Raw genomic sequence first — 16,370 nt, 5'->3', positions numbered from 1 at the left:
AATGGAGGTTGGATGGTGAAAGCTTCAACATTACTATTTAAAATTGAAAATTATATGGATCAATTTTCACCAGCTGAAAAAAAGGTTGCCAGGTACATAATGGAGAACGCAGAGATTGTTCCAAATTTAACAACAAAAGAAGTATCTAGCAATGCGGGATCCAGTGAAGCAAGTGTCGTGCGCTTTTGTAAAACGATTGGTATAGGAAGTTTTAAAGCATTTAAGTTAGCACTTGTTAGGGAATTAACAATTGCTGATTATAATATTAATGATTTTTCGGTGATGAATACAGAAGATAGTCCGTTTGATTTATTCAATAAAGTTACATATGTAAATAAAGCTGCAATTGAGGCAAGCGTTACGGCAATTGATAAAAAGGAATTAGAAAAAGCAGCCGACGCAATTTTGCATGCAGGAAAAATATTATTTTATGGAGTGGGCGGTTCCTCTGCACCAGCAATGGATGGAGCATATAAATTTACTCGTCTTGGCTTTACAGCAATCATGCTCCCCGATTTTCATATGATGTTGCCGCTCGTGACAAATTTAAGAGAAGGAGATATATTTGTCGCGATTTCAACTTCTGGTCGTACGAAGGATGTACTGGAACTCGCGCGGTATGCGAAGAAACGAGGGGCAACTGTTATTGCGATTACAAAGTTAGATCAATCATCTCAGCTATATAAAGAATCATGTATCCGTCTTTGTATGCCAGATGTAGAGCAGGATTATCGTATAGCAAGTATTGCGTCAAGAATGACGCAATTAAATATGATTGATGCTTTGTATGTCATTACATTTAATCAGATTGGCAATCAAGTTTTGGATCAATTTATGGAAACGAGAGCAGAAGCAGTACGATTACGCAAATTAAAGTAAGGAAAAAGATGGGGGAGCTCATCTTTTTTTTGCATGTATAGACACAAATTTGTTATAAAAAGAAATTAAATTTCATAAAATAATAAAGAGACATTGATTTTAAATTTCTCAAAGTTATAATGGAAGTATGAAATTAAATTTCAAAGAAGGTGAAATTATGTTAGAAAATTTATCTACAGAACATCGAAATGAAAATACGATGAATTTAGATGAGATGAGTATAAAAGAAATTTTACAAACTATGAATCAAGAAGATCAGAAAGTTGCTATAGCAGTAGAAAAAGAGATTGAACAAATTGAAAACATTGTGCAAGATGTTATTTTGTCTTTCAAAAATGGCGGCCGATTAATTTATATTGGAGCTGGTACAAGCGGACGTTTAGGAATTTTGGACGCTGCTGAGTGTCCGCCTACATTTGGGACGGATGAGAAACAGGTTCAAGGATTTATAGCAGGAGGAATGAAAGCGCTTACTAAAGCGATGGAAGGTGCCGAAGATCGAGAAGATTTGGCTGTACTAGATTTAAAAAGTATTCAATTAAATGATAAGGATACTGTCATTGGAATTGCGGCAAGTGGCAGAACCCCTTATGTGATTGGTGGATTGAAATATGCAAATTCTGTTGGAGCAAATACAGCTAGCATCTCTTGTAATACGAGAGCAGAAATTAGTAAATTTGCAAAAATTAGCGTGGAAGTAGAAACAGGCGCCGAAGTGCTAACAGGGTCTACACGCTTAAAGGCTGGAACTGCACAGAAATTAGTACTAAATATGATTTCAACGTCCTCTATGATTGGAGTAGGGAAAGTTTATAAAAATTTAATGGTTGATGTTCAATCGACAAATGAAAAGTTAGTTGAACGTTCTAAACGAATTATTATGGAAGCAACAGGAGTAGAGTATAAGGAAGCGGCGGTATATTATGAAAAAGCAAATCATAATGTGAAGGCTGCGATTGTCATGATATTACTGCAGTGTGAATATGGGGAAGCACTTGAAAAATTAACAGATGGGGAAGGGTTTGTGAAAAAGGCGCTATAAAGAATGGGGAGGGGGATTCTAAAATGAAGAAAGAACAGCGGATGGCGAATGAAATTACAGAGCAACTTGGGGGAGTAAAAAATATTCGTGGTATCGCACATTGTATGACAAGATTACGTCTAACACTTCATGATGAAAGTAAAGTGAACATGGAACTTTTGAAAAAAGTCGAGGGTGTAATGGGCGTTATTGAAGATGAAACGTTACAAGTCGTAGTTGGTCCGGGGACTGTGAATAAAGTAGCTGCAGAAATGGAAACTTTAACGGGCTTACGAATTGGCGATGTTGCTGATTACCATCTTGAAGACCTTGGTCAAGAAATGAAATCAGCAATGAAGAAGAAAAATAATACACCAGTGAAAAACTTTTTACGAAAAATAGGGAGCATTTTTATTCCATTAATCCCTGGACTTGTTGCATCAGGAATTATAAATGGGGTTGCGAACTTTGCAAAAAATGCAGGTGCAGATCCAAATGCAACATGGCTGCAAATGTTACTTTTAATCGGCGGCGGTATATTTACGTTTTTAGGTATTTTAGTCGGCTGGAATACAGCGAAAGAATTTGGCGGGACACCAGTTCTTGGAGCAATTGCCGGCGTCCTAATTTTCAACCCAGCTATGGCTAATGTGAAACTATTTGGTGAAGCACTGGTACCAGGGCGTGGTGGCTTATTCGCTGTCATCTTTGCAGCATGGCTTATGGTTGTAGTGGAAAGACAAGTTCGAAAAGCAGTGCCAAATGCAGTTGATATTATTGTGACACCACTTATTACGGTATTAGTTGTGAGTTTAGTAACGATGTTAGTAGTTCAGCCAGTAGCTGGTGTATTAACTGATGGAATTACAAGCGGTATTAATGCCATTTTAGATGTTGGCGGAGCGGTTGCAGGAGCAGTGCTTGCGGGAACATTTTTACCACTCGTTATGGTAGGGTTACATCACGGTTTAACACCGATTCATATGGAATTTATTAATCAAACACATGCTACGCCATTGTTACCGGTATTAGCGATGGCAGGAGCTGGGCAAGTAGGGGCAGCGATTGCGATTTATGTGAAAACAAAAAATAAACGCCTTCGCAATGTTATTAAAGGTGGATTGCCAGTTGGATTTTTAGGAATTGGTGAACCTTTATTATATGGTGTGACTTTGCCACTTGGAAAACCGTTTCTTACTGCCTGTTTAGGAGCTGCTGTTGGCGGTGCATTTCAAGCAGTTATGAAAACGGCTTCACTTGGAATTGGTGTATCAGGGTTATCGTTAATTCCGTTAATCGCTGACAATAAATATTTATTATATTTTCTTGGTCTTGTCATTGCTTATGTATCTGGTTTTATCTTTACGTATTTCTTCGGGTTTAAAGAGGAAATGGCAGAGAACATATAGAGAAAGGGAATACCTTTCTCTTTTTTTCATGATAAGTAGAAGGAGAGATTACTATGATAGGAGTTTCCATATATCTTTCAAAAGATCGAGTAGAGGAGCAAGAAAAATGGTTGAAAACGGTAAGCGAATACGGCTTTACGTCTATTTTTACTTCTCTTCATATTCCAGAAGACGATCCTACAACTTATAAAGAGTTAATACAAATACTTGGGAAGCAAGCGGGAAAATATGAGATGGAACTCATGGTGGATGTTTCTCCAAAATCTTTAGAGTATTTAGGAATTACATATGAAAATGTGGAACAGTTAGTAGCGTGGGGGATTACGGGCTTACGCATAGACTACGGTATAGATCCAAAGCAAATTGCACGTATATCACACAAAATGAAAATTGCGTTAAATGCGAGCACTATTACGGAATCCTTTTGGAAGGAACTACTTCAGGAAAATGTAAAAGTAGATTGTGTAGAAGCATGGCATAATTTTTATCCACGCCCTGAAACGGGACTTTCGAAATCCTTTTTACAAAAACAAAATCAATATTTACATACGTGCGGAATAAAAACGATGGCTTTTATTCCGGGTGATGATGAAAAAAGAGGACCGTTATATGGAGGGCTGCCAACGTTAGAAAAGCATCGATATATGCGCCCCCTTGAAGCATATTTGGAACTCGTTCAAGACTGTTTTGTCGATAAAGTATTGATCGGGGATATAAGCGGGAGTATGCAAAGTGTAAAAGAAATTTCTAGTGCGCGGAAAGGAGTGATTCCAATACGTTATAAACCACTTATTAATGAAGGAGAAGCGCTAGAAAAAGTGGAGAACGTACATACGAACCGGCTTGATCCAGCGCGTGATGTCATTCGTTCTGTGGAATCAAGAGAAGGAAATACGGTTATGTTACCACCTATAAATACCATTCAAAGAAAAATAGGCAGCATTACAATTGATAACGAATTGTACGGTAGATATGCAGGAGAAATACAGATAACGATCAATGATTTACCGGAAAATGAAAAAGTGAATGTAATGGGAATGATTGTAGAAGAGGATGTGCCGTTATTATTTTATGTAGGAGCAGGACAGAAATTTCAGCTTATTCAAGAGGGATAAAAAAATCGCCGTAGAATAACGGCGATTTTTTTAGTGATTTTGTACAAATGATGTACGTGCTTGAGTGACAACCGTTTTAAAATGAGAAAATAAGTAACAGCCAGTCACAACGACGATCGTACCTAAAATTTGAATCCATGTTAATTCTTCACCTAAGAAAAGGAAGGCTAAAATGGCGGTGAAAATTGGATTGAAGTTTAGGAAGATTCCTGATGTAGTAGCTCCTAACTTTTGAACACCAATATTCCAAAATACCATACAGACTACAGTTGAAATGAGCCCTGTGTATAGTAAGGAAGTAATAAAGGAAGCATTGATATTAGAAACAGTAAAGGTAGATACGTTAAATGGAAGCAATAGGATCACACCGAAAATTCCTGAGTATAAGGTTGCCATCATCGGTGTTGTTGTTTTAGTTGCCCATTTGCTGCAAACAGAATAGATGCCCCAAATACAAACTGCAGCAATCATCCATAAATCTCCGCTATTAAAATGTAACGAAAATAAAAGTGCGATATTTCCTTTTGAAAGGACGAGAATAACGCCAAAAAAGGAAAGAATCATAGAAAGAATTTGAAGTACATTTACTTTTTCTTTTAAGAATAAAGATGAAAACAGTGCGATTGAAATAGCATTCAATGTAGAAATAAGACCTACATTCGTTGCTGATGTTTGTTCTAATGCTAAAAACTGAAAAATATTAAAGAGAACAACGCCAGTAATCCCCATGAGTAGTAAAGGAAGGATGGCAGCACGCGGCGGGAAAATTTTCTTTTCCTTAAACCAAACAATTGGGAATAGACAAACAATCGCAATGATCCATCTTAAACTTGTCAGCGTCATTGGAGAAGCATGATTGACAAGTGATTTTCCAACGACAAAGTTTCCTCCCCATAATAAGCTTGTTAACAATAATAAAAAGACATAAAAATAAGGCATAGTTTGGAACCCCTTTTATTAGTATATAAATCTAAATTTAAACCCTGGCATAACCCCTTTCTTTTTGGGGGGAGAGAGGATCCGCCGATGCATAGAAGCGGTCAGATCCTTTTCCTATCCCATGCCAAGTGAAAACAAAAGGAGAAAACGAGTACAGGTCTCCTTTTGTTTTTCATAGCATCGACTTATGTATTGAAAATTCAAATGGATTTACATAATATGAATTGTAAATAATTTTAGCATTTTTCTTAGTTATCTAATATATTATTTTGTATAATGAATAAAATTAGAAATAATATTGTTTCAGTTAGTATAATTACAGAATTTTATTCAATTTCATAAGAGGTATTATGCATTTTTTCGAAGAATCGTCAGCAAAGAAAAGGAGAGGTTTTATGGAATCATCTGTTATTAAAGTGTTAGATGATTTAGACGTCCAAATTTTAGATATTCTGCAAAAGGAATCGCAGGTAAGCAATGCAGAACTTGCTCGTCGCGTCAATTTGTCGCCACCTGCTATGCACGCGCGCATCAAGAGGCTAGAAAGTGAGGGCTTTATTGATAAGCAAGTTGCAATTTTGAACCAAGAAAAACTTGGATTTGATTTATTATGTTTTATTTTTATGAGTACAAATATCCACCAATCTGAAAAGCTTGAAGTGTTAGAAAGAGAACTAGAATCTATGCCCGAAGTATTAGAATGTCATTGTTTAACAGGGGAGTACGATTATTTATTAAAAGTTGCGAACCGTGATCGAAAGGAACTGGAGCGTTTCATTAGGAAGCTGAATAAGCTGGGAATTACACGGATACAGACAAGCTTAGCGCTGCGTGAAATTAAATATTCTACAGTATTACCAATACGGGATTCGAAACAAAGTACTGAGTGAAATATAAAACCATTTTTTACATGGGAGAGAGGGTCCGATCATGCGTAGAAGTGGTCAGGGCCTTTTTTAGTCCCATTCCATGTGAACACAAAGGGAGAAAATGAGAGGAGGTCTTCTTTTATTTTCATAGCATCGAGTTGTATATTGAAAAAGCAAAATAGATTTATATAGGACTTGTTTTTTGGGGGAATAAGTATATGTAAAATTCAGAATAATAATTGACGTGTTCGGATGGATGGGTGTATTATTATATAAATTTATGAATTAATATACATTTAAAGTTATAAATATTTCATGTAAGGAGATAAATCATGCAAATTTCAAATGCAATTACAAGTGATGTGAAAGAAATATATAACTTAATAGAAACATATTCGAAAAAGGGAGTCGTTCTGCCGCGTTCACTTTTGTCCCTTTACCAGTACTTACAGTGTTTGTATGTTGTGAAAGAGGGAGAGGAAATTTTTGGGGTTGCTGGTTTACATGTTTTAGGTGAAGATCTGGCCGAAATAAGATCATTAGTCGTACCGGATACATATACAGGTAAAGGGATAGGACGTATGCTAGTCAATCATGTAATAAGTGAGGCTTCTAAAATAAAGGTAAGAAGGGTTATTTCTTTAACGTATCAAACTACGTTTTTTCAAAAGTGTGGATTTGATTTTGTTGATAAGGAATCGCTGCCTGAAAAAGTGTGGGTTGATTGTCGGCATTGTCCGAAATTTGATTGTTGCGATGAAGTTGCGATGGTTAGGTATGTTACATGAGGTATAGGTGAAAAAAGCCTCCTATCTTCTATCTACTAGGTGTTCTTGGGCAATAAAGGTATTTAAAAATGAAAGTCAATATTCTCAACGACGAGGGTATCAACTTTTTCCATATAAAGGTATAATGTTTGGGATAGAGCTATTCAGCAAAAGGGTAGAATTAATTGGGGGGCATTATGGAATTATTTGAGTATGAAGAACGATTTGAAAAGCAAGTAGAAAGCTATGTATTAACTGAGGAACAGTTACAATTTACAGGTATACCAAAGAAATGTGTAGAATTATCAAAAGCCGATGCTGATAGACATTCTATATTGTTTTTTGTAAATAATGAGCTTGTGACATTCTTCGTTCTTCATGAAAATGAAGGTGTAAAACCTTACTCTGAAAATCCCAAAGCTATCTTATTACGAGCATTTTCAACGGATTATTATTATCAAGGAAAAGGGTATGCGAAACAATCATTGTTGTTACTGCCTGAATTTGTTCGCAAAAAATACCCACATATTAGTGAAATTGTATTAGCGGTAAATGTGAACAACATTACTGCACAGTCGCTATATAAAAAGTGTGGCTTTATTGACGAAGGTGTACGCAAAATAGGAAAAAAAGGCGAACTTATTATTATGAGCCTTTATTTATCCAGCTATTTGTAGGAAGTAATACTCCCACCTCAAAATTCGGTGAAAGCATTGTCCAACTCTAGCGGCTAGAATCTCCGGTCGTTTCGCCTCCTCGGACGAGGCAAAAAGCGCCTCTCTGTCGGGGGCGCGGGCGTCCTGCGATTCTGAGCGAGCCGCTTCCGCTTTTCTAAAGAAGTAAGGTGGAGATAAACTGCCCGTAAAAGCCCAATTGGTGAGGGCTAATAATCAGTGGGGATGAAGAAAACTCCACTGATTAAAGTTTCACTTTATGAAATTTTTAAATATATGTATGAACAAGAGCAATTATAAAAAATAAAAATAGATGATTGACATTTTATAAATCATTCACATACAATATAAATGAATGACATTCAGTCATTTTGTTTCGTGGAAGGATGTAGATAATGAGTAAAAAAGAAAAAATTGTATACGCTGCTATCGAATGTTTTAGGGAAAAAGGGATTGAAAAAACAAAGATTTCGGATATTGTGAAATCAGCTGGTATTGCTCAAGGAACTTTCTATTTATATTTTTCTTCAAAACTATCTGTAGTGCCTGCTATTGCAGAAATTATGGTTGAGAAGATGATATGTGCAGTTGAAGAAAAAGTACAAGCTAGCACTTCTTTCTTAGATACATTTTCGCAAATTGTAGATGCAATTTTTGATTTTACAAAGGAACACCACGAAATACAGGCATTAATATATGTTGGTTTAGCATCAACCGAACATATAAAAAAATGGGAGAGTCTATATCAGCCTCTTTACATTTGGATAAAGCGCTTTTTAGAAGAAGCTAAGAATGCTAATGTCATACGGAATTCTATTCATGTTGAAAGAACTTCCAAACTTTTTATCGCTTTAGTTGAATCGGCAGCAGAACAAACGTATTTATATGATCATGTAAAAGAAGAACAAGCTGATTTACAAAAGGCTGAAGTTTTGGATTTTTTAACGCATGCATTAGATATAAGAAAATAAATGTTCATTCGTTGGTTATAGCAAGATAGATAAATTGAGGCTAAAAATGAATGACAGTCAGTCATAAGAGGTGGAAATATATGAAAAACAAAGCTTGGTTATATGTAATATTAACATGTATTTTTGAAGTTTTTTGGGTTTTTGGTTTTAATACCGCTCACGAATGGTGGCATTGGGCAATCATTGTAGGGATTATTTTTGTTGATTTTCATATGCTTTCTAAAGCGTGTGAAAATCTTGCGACAGGAACAGTGTATGCCGTTTTTGCCGGAGTAGGAACTGTGGGAACTTTCTTAATGGACGTTTTCCTTTTTGGTGGAAGTTTTAGTCTAGGAAAATTATTTTTCATAGTTATGATAGTAGCTGGCGTTATTGGCTTGAAGTTAGCTGATAACAAAGAAGTAGGAGAAGAAGAAGTTATGAAAGGAGCTGCTTAAGGATGGGATGGATTTTTGTCCTTTGTGCCGCAATTTGTGAAATAGTTGGTGTAGTAGGTCTTAAAATGTATAGTAAGGATAAAACAGTAAGAAATGGAGCTCTTTACATCGGTGGATTTGGTCTATCTTTCGCATTTTTATATACATCGTTTCTATTTTTACAGGTAAGTGTAGCTTATGCGGTTTGGATTGGTATAGGAACAGCCGGAGCTGTTTTGTTAAATATGTTCCTATTTGGAGAATCAAAAAGTAAGGCACGTATGATGAGTGTGGCTCTTATTGTATGCGGAGTGACAGGATTAAAGGCTCTTTCTTAAAGATAGAAAAAGTTTATTACAAATGAGGAAGAATATATTGTGATGTAAGCCCCTAATGTTCTATTAGGGGGTTTTTCTATATAAATTCAAATTGAAACCCGACATAACCCCTTTCTTTTTGGGAGGAAAGAGGATTCGCCGATGTATAGTAGCGGTCACTTTTTGTTCTTCATAGCTGCGATGCTGGAAAATTAAAATGGATATATATGGGGAAAATAAAGATAGGATTATGTAGAGTATCTATCTCTTTTATTGTCCAGAAATATGGAAGTTGCTAATGGGCATTTGAAAAATAAGTAGGTTAGAAAGATTCTCGTTAACTTGCACTCCATTGTTGACAGTACAATAATTTTTCATATAGAATGAGTGACGGTCATTCAATACGCGTGTGAAAGGACTCAGATCATGAATAAAAAAGAGAAAATTGTCTATGCAGCTATTGAAGTGTTTCAGGAAAAAGGCGTTGAAAAAACAAAGATCTCTGATATCGTAAAATTGGCTGGTATTGCTCAAGGAACTTTTTATCTGTATTTTCCTTCTAAATTATCTGTTATGCCTGCAATAGCAGAAGTGATGGTTGAAAAGATGATACATACGGTAAAAGAACGAGTACAAAATAATGAACCTTTTTCAAAGAAAGTTATGCAAGTGATAGATGCGGTTTTTGACTTTATAGCGGAATACCGTGAAATACAAGCATTAATGTATGCTGGTCTTGCATCAACTGAGCATATAAAAGAATGGGAAACGGTATATCAACCCCTTTATATGTGGCTAAGTCAATTCTTAAATGAAGCAAAAGATGCAGGTGCAATTCGTAATTCCATTCACGCTGAAAGAACGGCAAAGTTATTTATTGCTCTTGTTGAATCTGCAGCGGAACAGGTTTATTTATATGATCATAAAAAGGATGATCAGGCCGATCTTCAGAAAGCTGAAGTACTAGACTTTTTAACACATGCATTGGACATTCGGGAATAAGCAGTTAGGTGAATCCATACTAGTAAAGAGATGGGTTCATGCTACCATATAATGAATGATAGTCAGTCATTATATGGCAGCATGAATCAATCTCATCATTCATTAGCTTCATTAGCCAATTCGGATATATGTAGAGCTTGAAGAATTGAAGGATAAATAAAAAAGCTCTTGGGGATTATTTTTGAGAGGGATTTTACATCAATGATTTATACAGGAAGAGGTGTTAAGAAATGAAGAAATCAATAAAAGAACAAAAGGCAGTATTAATTATTCTTCTAAGTAATATATTCATTGCGTTTCTCGGAATTGGTCTCATCATTCCGGTTATGCCGTCATTTATGAATATGATGCACTTATCAGGAAAAACGATGGGTTATCTTGTTGCCGTCTTTGCAGTAGCCCAGCTACTTATGTCACCACTCACAGGACGCTGGGTGGACCGTTATGGCAGAAAGAAAATTATCATAATTGGCTTATTTCTCTTTGGTACTTCAGAACTTATTTTTGGTTTAGGAACGGATGTATCAATGCTATATCTATCAAGGATGCTAGGGGGAATTAGTGCGGCCTTTATTATGCCTGGTGTTACGGCATATGTTGCAGATATTACATCCGTTCAGGAACGGCCAAAAGCGATGGGATATCTTTCTGCTGCCATCAGTACTGGTTTTATTATTGGTCCCGGCATCGGCGGCTTTGTTGCAGAATATGGTATACGTGTACCTTTCTTTTTTGCGGCAGTTATTGCTTTTCTAGCGTGTATTTCTTCCATATTTATTCTGAAAGAGCCGTTAACAACAAAAGAACTTGCAGAAATTTCGGCTCATACAAAGCAAACAAGCTTTATTGGAGATTTTAAAAAGTCATTAAATCCGCTTTACTTTATCGCATTTATTATTGTGTTTGTGCTTGCTTTTGGTTTATCAGCATATGAAACTGTTTTTAGCCTGTTTTCTGATCATAAATTCGGGTTCACACCGAAGGATATTGCCACTATTATTACAATCAGCTCAATCTTTGGTGTTATTGTGCAGGTATTTATGTTTGGAAAGTTAGTAGATATACTAGGCGAAAAAATGTTAATTCAAATATGTTTAATTACAGGAGCGATATTAGCAGTAGTTTCAACCTTAATCTCTAGTTTTTGGGTCGTACTGCTTGTAACTTCTTTTGTCTTTCTTGCATTTGATTTGCTTCGTCCGGCATTAACGACATTTTTATCAAAAGCAGCTGGTAAAGAGCAAGGGTTTGTTGCTGGCATGAACTCAACTTATACGAGTTTAGGAAATATTGTCGGACCGGCTATGGGAGGGATTTTATTCGATGTAAATATCCACTATCCTTACCTTTTCTCTGCTGTTATTCTGACTATTGGTCTCGGTATTACAGTCTTGTGGAAAGAAAACCAGTTGGCAGAAAGCTTAGCGAAATAAGGAAAAGCAAGTAAAATGAATTTTGAAATATAATCTAAAATAAGCAAAAAGCCCCTTAGAATGAAGTGCACCTCCAATTGTTAGACACAGTCTAACAATTGGAGGTGCACTTTTTTATGGCTAAATTTTCTTCGAAAGACAAAATACAAGCAGTGAGACGATATTTAGATGGAACTGAAGGTGGGGGTAGTTCAATTAGGAATTTGAACTATTTTTTCTTACTCCAAAATTAAAAATAGGATCTTTAAGTTCATACTTATACGTAGATCCATCTACAATCCCTACAACTTTATCATTATCATAAAGTTCGAGCATAAATTCTGCCATCTGCTTTGCGGTGTGAAACTTTGGTACAGCACCATCATATTGAAACTCTTCGATATCAAGAGAACGTTTTGCAAATTCTGTTTCAGTTGCACCAGGAGCTAAAACTTTTGCTTGTAATTTTGCACCTTGTTCTTTAAGTTCATGAGCAAGTCCTTCTGTAAATGCACTCACATAGAATTTAGTCGCACAGTAAGTAATAGCATTTGCAATAATAGTATATCCACCGCCCGATGAAACGTTGATAAGTTGTGTTCCATCAACCATTGAATAATCGCGAACAAAAAGAGATGACAGTATTGTTAGTGCTTCAATATTTAAATGCAGCATTGTCTCTATTTTGTTTAAATTTTGTTCAGCAATTGAGTCGAAATTACCAAAGCCTGCGTTGTTAATCCATGTTTCAATCTGAAAACCTTGAAGGCTTTCGTAAAGTTTATAAACATTTTCAGTAACGGATAAATCAGTTTTTCGAATTACAACATCTGAATCAGGATTTATTTTGGTGATTTTTAATTTTAGTTCCTCTAATTCTTCTTTTCTTCGAGCTACAAGTATTAAGTTTTTCCCACGAGCTGCAAAAGCTAGAGCGGCTTCATAACCAATTCCAGAACTAGCTCCAGTAATAACAGTATATTTCATATACATTCCCCCTGAATTTAAACCATTTTATTAGTAAATGTACTACGATTAGATTGTATTAGTTAGAGTGTACTCTAAGTCAAATCTTTTTTATAATCTTAATAAATGTATAGTACTGAATTAGATGCGGAGGTTATTATGTACACGATTAGTGAGGTAGCTAAATTATTAGGAGTGAGCACACATACATTACGATATTATGAAAAGGAAAAAATATTAGTTGCAAATCGTAATGCAAATGGAAACAGATTATACGATGAATCGCATATTAGATGGTTACAGTTTGTGATGAAGTTAAAACAAACCCAAATGCCAATAGCACAAATAAGAGAATACGCCCGATTATATACAGAAGGAGAACACACAACTAAAACACGCTTAAAACTTTTAGAAGATCATCAGAAATCTATTCAAGCTCAAATCGAAAACTTAGTAATCACCGAGAAGATGCTTGAGAAGAAGATTATTGCATATAAAGATTTGTTAAAAAATAAGTAGCGTAAACGATAGAAAGAGGGGAGCTTGCCTTATCCGAGTGCTATCAAATCGATATTAAAAAAACAAAATAAAAATTCACCTTAATGTAGTTACTGATGAGAATTAGGCGCATTTTTTCGTTTGGGGGTACTTGCTTAATCTTAGGTTTTTGAACAAGAGGAAATCCCTTACCAAGTACATTAATGTATGTCCACAATATGTAAATTAGTTCCAGTGACAAAATTATTTTGGATCAAATATAGTACACCGTCTGCTATGTATTTTTCTTTATTTATGAAAATTTTATATATAATGGTAATAACTAACAATGATAGAGGTGGTTTTATGGAGAGTGAAAAAGTATTCGGCAATTTACCTACACTAGAAACAGAGCGTCTGATATTAAGAAAAATAACTTTAGAAGATGTTGAAGATATGTATTCGTACGGTTCTAATGAAGACGTATCTAAGTATGTTACTTGGGAAACTCATAATACATTATCTGACACTAAAGGGTTTGTTGAATTTATACTAACGCAATACGAGAATAAGAAAATTTCCCCTTGGGGAATAGAATATAAAGAAAACGGAAAATTTATCGGAACTATTGATTTTGTCTCGTGGCAAGTAAAACACAATGTTGCTGAAATCGGATATGTTCTTTCTCAGGATTATTGGGGAAAGGGTATCGTAACAGAAGCTGCAAATGAAGTTATTAAATTTGGCTTTAACAATATGGATCTGGTTCGTATTCAAGCAAAATGTTTTGTAGAAAATATCGGTTCAGCGCGAGTAATGGAAAAGGCAGGAATGTCTTTTGAAGGGATAATTAGAAAAGGGATGTTCGTAAAGGGAAAACATCAAGATGTGAAAATGTACTCTATTCTAAAAGAAGAGTTTAGCTCTATCCATAAACCAAAAATAGAAAATGTAAATAATTAATAAGCAGCTTGTAATTTCAAGCTGCTTATCTTTTGTACATAATATTTTAGTAATTAAAACCTATTTTAGCTTCTAATTGTTTCACGAAAGAGAATGGGTGTATCTCTATTATTTTTCAGCTTTTTTTAAGGTAATTCCATTTCTTGTACGACTCATATGTTCATAGAAAAGGAGTTTATCACGACTAAATATATGCAATAGAACATGGATGATAAAAATAGCATTAATTGTGAACGTAAATAATCCCGTTACAATTAAAACTAATTGATTTGTACTGTTTAAAATAAAGCTACTAGAGAGAATGTAATTGATTCCACCTAGACCAAAATAAAAAAGCCCATAGCGAACGAATAATTCTTTAAAAGTAATTCGTTTGTTTTTTCCTTGTATCTGAATGCGAAGTATTGCTTTTCCAAGTGTTTTTCCGTTCGTGAAATATGGAATAACAATGAAATAAATAAAGACTGTACATGCAATAACAAAGAGTTCATATGGATGAGCATAAGATTTAATGCTAGACTTAAATCAGCTAGAGAAGAAGGTGCGATTAAAAGAGATGCTAGAAGACAAGCAAAATACGATAAAACCTTTAACAAAGAGTATGACAAAGAACGACGTAAATAACAGCAAAGAATTTTGCCCTTATTGTAATGCTGACTTGCAAGGAGATCCGATTCCTAAAGAATCGCAAAAATCCTATAACGCAACTCATTTCACTAGAAAAATAGGAATCACACATATTGCACTTGATAGAATCTTAAAATGGCAATGTCCTGATTGTCATAAAGAGTGGAAGAATTAAGGTATTTAATTTCCCTCTTTTTTTGTGTATTTTTCATAACAGAAAGAGCATTAATATTATTTTATAAATGAAGGGGTTACATAAAAAAGACTAGTAATTTACTAGTCTTTTTTCAACAAAGTGAAAATACCAATTCACAAATGAATTGGTATTTTGTTCATCAAATTGAAATTAAATAACCATAAAACTAATCCTTTTCAACTGTATATCTAACTTGTTTAAAGTTTACCATGTCTCCATTTTCAGTATCATCTTTAGTTTGCAAAAGTTGAACTTTTGGCTTGTAGTTGGTCCTATGAGCATCTTTGATACCCTTAATGTTAAGTTTGTAGGATTCATCATTTTTTATTTTTTGTTCAAATACTTTTTTATTGGCAACAAAAATAAAGGTCACTTTATTTTCATCAATTCCCTCAGTCATAAATTCTAATTGATTATCTTTTGTTGTAATCGTTGGTGTTAATAATTTAATACTTCCGTTTCCAGTTTCTTCTAAAGATTTTTCTGCTATAGTTGAACATCCAGATAACGTGATACCGGAAAATAGAATAAAACTTAATACAATTATCTTTTTCATAAAATCACCCCAACCCCCCAAAATTTTTCGACTTCGTCAGTCGTCAGCAGGGGAATAAATTGTCATTCCCAACCCTTTAGCGTGAAACATAGATGAATGGCTGTCAACCTCTTGAAATTATACCATGATATGTAAATTACGAACAAGGTGTATATGGGGCGGCTCCTCATCACCATCAAGCTAAAGAGAAATTGTATCCATAAAACGAAAAAAACGCTATTCTTTTTGTAGAAATATACAGAAAGGATGGCGTTTTTTTACTTTTTGGAGTAGTTTATATCCTTAAGCTGATGGGCATGGGCTGTACTCCTTTATGAAAAAAATCCCCACACAATGTGCAGGGAATAAGTATGTATTATTTTTATCTTTAGTAAAGAGATAGCGCCAACATTACACGGTATAAACAATTCGTTTCCTTACACATTTGTAAGTTTTTTGTCATGTATTTAAATAGTAACGAATGTATAACAATAGTATATTTAATGAGTAATATTGTTATCGTTCATAAAGAAATCATTTAAATATGGAGGGTTTAAAATGAAAAAATATATTTTAACTTTAATATCTTTACTCATAGGAATAGGGTGTATAGTTAGCTATACTATCATCGGATCTACAGTTGCACCAGATGGTACTCTTGTCGAAGCATTTTATTTAATACCAATAGGCTTTTTATTTATAGCAGTAGGTTTAATTAGTAGCATATTTATAGGGTTCAGAAAACCGATAAACCAATAATAACATTTGACTGGAAGTCCAATACTCATATATTAGTAAAAGTAGAGTGGTTCAAC

At 34.8% G+C, this 16,370-nt stretch carries 19 protein-coding genes and 1 pseudogene; 16 read left to right on the top strand and 4 right to left on the bottom strand.

Going from position 1 to position 16,370, the window contains the following annotated elements:
* Positions 1-15 precede the first annotated feature (15 nt).
* From COO03_RS00890 to COO03_RS00875, 4 genes are all read left to right on the top strand, one after another.
* The gene (locus COO03_RS00890; RefSeq protein WP_097894641.1) at positions 16-879 is read left to right on the top strand and encodes a MurR/RpiR family transcriptional regulator; all 864 of its coding nucleotides are present in this window, start codon (positions 16-18) and stop codon (positions 877-879) included.
* A 157-nt stretch (positions 880-1,036) separates the two neighbouring features.
* Positions 1,037-1,921 carry an N-acetylmuramic acid 6-phosphate etherase gene (murQ, locus tag COO03_RS00885; RefSeq protein ID WP_097894597.1) on the top strand — a complete coding sequence of 295 codons (885 nt, stop codon included), beginning with the start codon at positions 1,037-1,039 and terminating at the stop codon, positions 1,919-1,921.
* Between the two features lie 23 nt (positions 1,922-1,944).
* The gene (locus tag COO03_RS00880) at positions 1,945-3,309 is read left to right on the top strand and encodes a PTS transporter subunit EIIC (RefSeq protein ID WP_097894596.1); all 1,365 of its coding nucleotides are present in this window, start codon (positions 1,945-1,947) and stop codon (positions 3,307-3,309) included.
* A 53-nt stretch (positions 3,310-3,362) separates the two neighbouring features.
* Complete coding sequence (locus tag COO03_RS00875) at positions 3,363-4,424, top strand: DUF871 domain-containing protein (protein WP_097894595.1); 1,062 nt, start codon at positions 3,363-3,365, stop codon at positions 4,422-4,424.
* A 30-nt stretch (positions 4,425-4,454) separates the two neighbouring features.
* Here COO03_RS00875 and COO03_RS00870 read toward each other — a convergent pair whose 3' ends face one another.
* Positions 4,455-5,363, bottom strand: a complete 909-nt coding sequence (locus COO03_RS00870) for a DMT family transporter (RefSeq protein WP_097894594.1) — start codon at positions 5,361-5,363, stop codon at positions 4,455-4,457.
* A 395-nt stretch (positions 5,364-5,758) separates the two neighbouring features.
* Here COO03_RS00870 and COO03_RS00865 point away from each other — a divergent pair, with 395 nt between their 5' ends.
* The 8 genes from COO03_RS00865 to COO03_RS00825 all read left to right on the top strand — a co-directional run bounded on the left by COO03_RS00865 (position 5,759) and on the right by COO03_RS00825 (position 11,812).
* Positions 5,759-6,253 (top strand): Lrp/AsnC family transcriptional regulator, encoded by a 495-nt coding sequence (locus tag COO03_RS00865; RefSeq protein WP_097894593.1) that lies wholly within the window; start codon positions 5,759-5,761, stop codon positions 6,251-6,253.
* A gap of 311 nt (positions 6,254-6,564) precedes the next feature.
* Positions 6,565-7,020, top strand: a complete 456-nt coding sequence (locus tag COO03_RS00860; RefSeq protein ID WP_097894592.1) for an N-acetyltransferase — start codon at positions 6,565-6,567, stop codon at positions 7,018-7,020.
* 176 nt (positions 7,021-7,196) lie between these two features.
* On the top strand, positions 7,197-7,676 hold the full coding sequence (locus tag COO03_RS00850) for a GNAT family N-acetyltransferase (RefSeq protein WP_097894590.1): 480 nt from the start codon (positions 7,197-7,199) through the stop codon (positions 7,674-7,676).
* Positions 7,677-8,065: 389 nt separating this feature from the next.
* The gene (locus tag COO03_RS00845) at positions 8,066-8,644 is read left to right on the top strand and encodes a TetR family transcriptional regulator (RefSeq protein ID WP_141523235.1); all 579 of its coding nucleotides are present in this window, start codon (positions 8,066-8,068) and stop codon (positions 8,642-8,644) included.
* A gap of 80 nt (positions 8,645-8,724) precedes the next feature.
* Positions 8,725-9,081 carry a DMT family transporter gene (locus COO03_RS00840; RefSeq protein WP_097894588.1) on the top strand — a complete coding sequence of 119 codons (357 nt, stop codon included), beginning with the start codon at positions 8,725-8,727 and terminating at the stop codon, positions 9,079-9,081.
* Positions 9,082-9,083: 2 nt separating this feature from the next.
* The gene (locus COO03_RS00835) at positions 9,084-9,398 is read left to right on the top strand and encodes a DMT family transporter (protein WP_097894587.1); all 315 of its coding nucleotides are present in this window, start codon (positions 9,084-9,086) and stop codon (positions 9,396-9,398) included.
* Positions 9,399-9,800: 402 nt separating this feature from the next.
* Entirely contained in the window at positions 9,801-10,379 is a 579-nt protein-coding gene (locus tag COO03_RS00830) for a TetR family transcriptional regulator (RefSeq protein ID WP_097894640.1), read from the top strand.
* Between the two features lie 230 nt (positions 10,380-10,609).
* A complete protein-coding gene (locus tag COO03_RS00825) occupies positions 10,610-11,812 on the top strand; it encodes an MFS transporter (protein WP_097894586.1) in 1,203 nt (400 codons plus the stop codon).
* A 195-nt stretch (positions 11,813-12,007) separates the two neighbouring features.
* Here the strand turns inward: COO03_RS00825 and COO03_RS00820 are convergent, their stop codons facing one another.
* On the bottom strand, positions 12,008-12,778 hold the full coding sequence (locus COO03_RS00820; protein ID WP_097894585.1) for an SDR family NAD(P)-dependent oxidoreductase: 771 nt from the start codon (positions 12,776-12,778) through the stop codon (positions 12,008-12,010).
* Between the two features lie 138 nt (positions 12,779-12,916).
* On the opposite strand from COO03_RS00820, the gene COO03_RS00815 reads away from it, so the two are divergent.
* The gene (locus COO03_RS00815) at positions 12,917-13,276 is read left to right on the top strand and encodes a MerR family transcriptional regulator (protein WP_097894584.1); all 360 of its coding nucleotides are present in this window, start codon (positions 12,917-12,919) and stop codon (positions 13,274-13,276) included.
* Between the two features lie 324 nt (positions 13,277-13,600).
* On the top strand, positions 13,601-14,197 hold the full coding sequence (locus COO03_RS00810; protein ID WP_097894583.1) for a GNAT family N-acetyltransferase: 597 nt from the start codon (positions 13,601-13,603) through the stop codon (positions 14,195-14,197).
* Between the two features lie 108 nt (positions 14,198-14,305).
* Here the strand turns inward: COO03_RS00810 and COO03_RS00805 are convergent.
* Positions 14,306-14,722, bottom strand: a pseudogene (locus COO03_RS00805) (RDD family protein); the annotation flags it as partial.
* On the opposite strand from COO03_RS00805, the gene COO03_RS00800 reads away from it, so the two are divergent.
* Positions 14,709-14,999 carry a hypothetical protein gene (locus tag COO03_RS00800; protein ID WP_230322442.1) on the top strand — a complete coding sequence of 97 codons (291 nt, stop codon included), beginning with the start codon at positions 14,709-14,711 and terminating at the stop codon, positions 14,997-14,999. The pseudogene COO03_RS00805 and the gene COO03_RS00800 overlap by 14 nt on opposite strands.
* 187 nt (positions 15,000-15,186) lie before the next feature.
* On the opposite strand, the gene COO03_RS00795 is transcribed toward COO03_RS00800, so the two are convergent.
* Positions 15,187-15,576: a hypothetical protein gene (locus COO03_RS00795; protein WP_097894580.1), complete on the bottom strand. Its 390-nt coding sequence runs from the start codon at positions 15,574-15,576 to the stop codon at positions 15,187-15,189.
* A 537-nt stretch (positions 15,577-16,113) separates the two neighbouring features.
* Between COO03_RS00795 and COO03_RS00790 the strand changes: the two genes are divergently transcribed.
* Positions 16,114-16,314, top strand: coding sequence for a DUF3955 domain-containing protein (locus tag COO03_RS00790; protein WP_097894579.1), 201 nt, complete (start codon positions 16,114-16,116; stop codon positions 16,312-16,314).
* The last annotated feature ends 56 nt before the right edge of the window (positions 16,315-16,370 follow it).

It is taken from the genome of Bacillus sp. AFS098217 (assembly GCF_002551815.1).
Classification (GTDB): Bacteria; Bacillota; Bacilli; order Bacillales; family Bacillaceae_G; genus Bacillus_A.
This window is presented reverse-complemented; position numbering and strand designations above follow the sequence as displayed.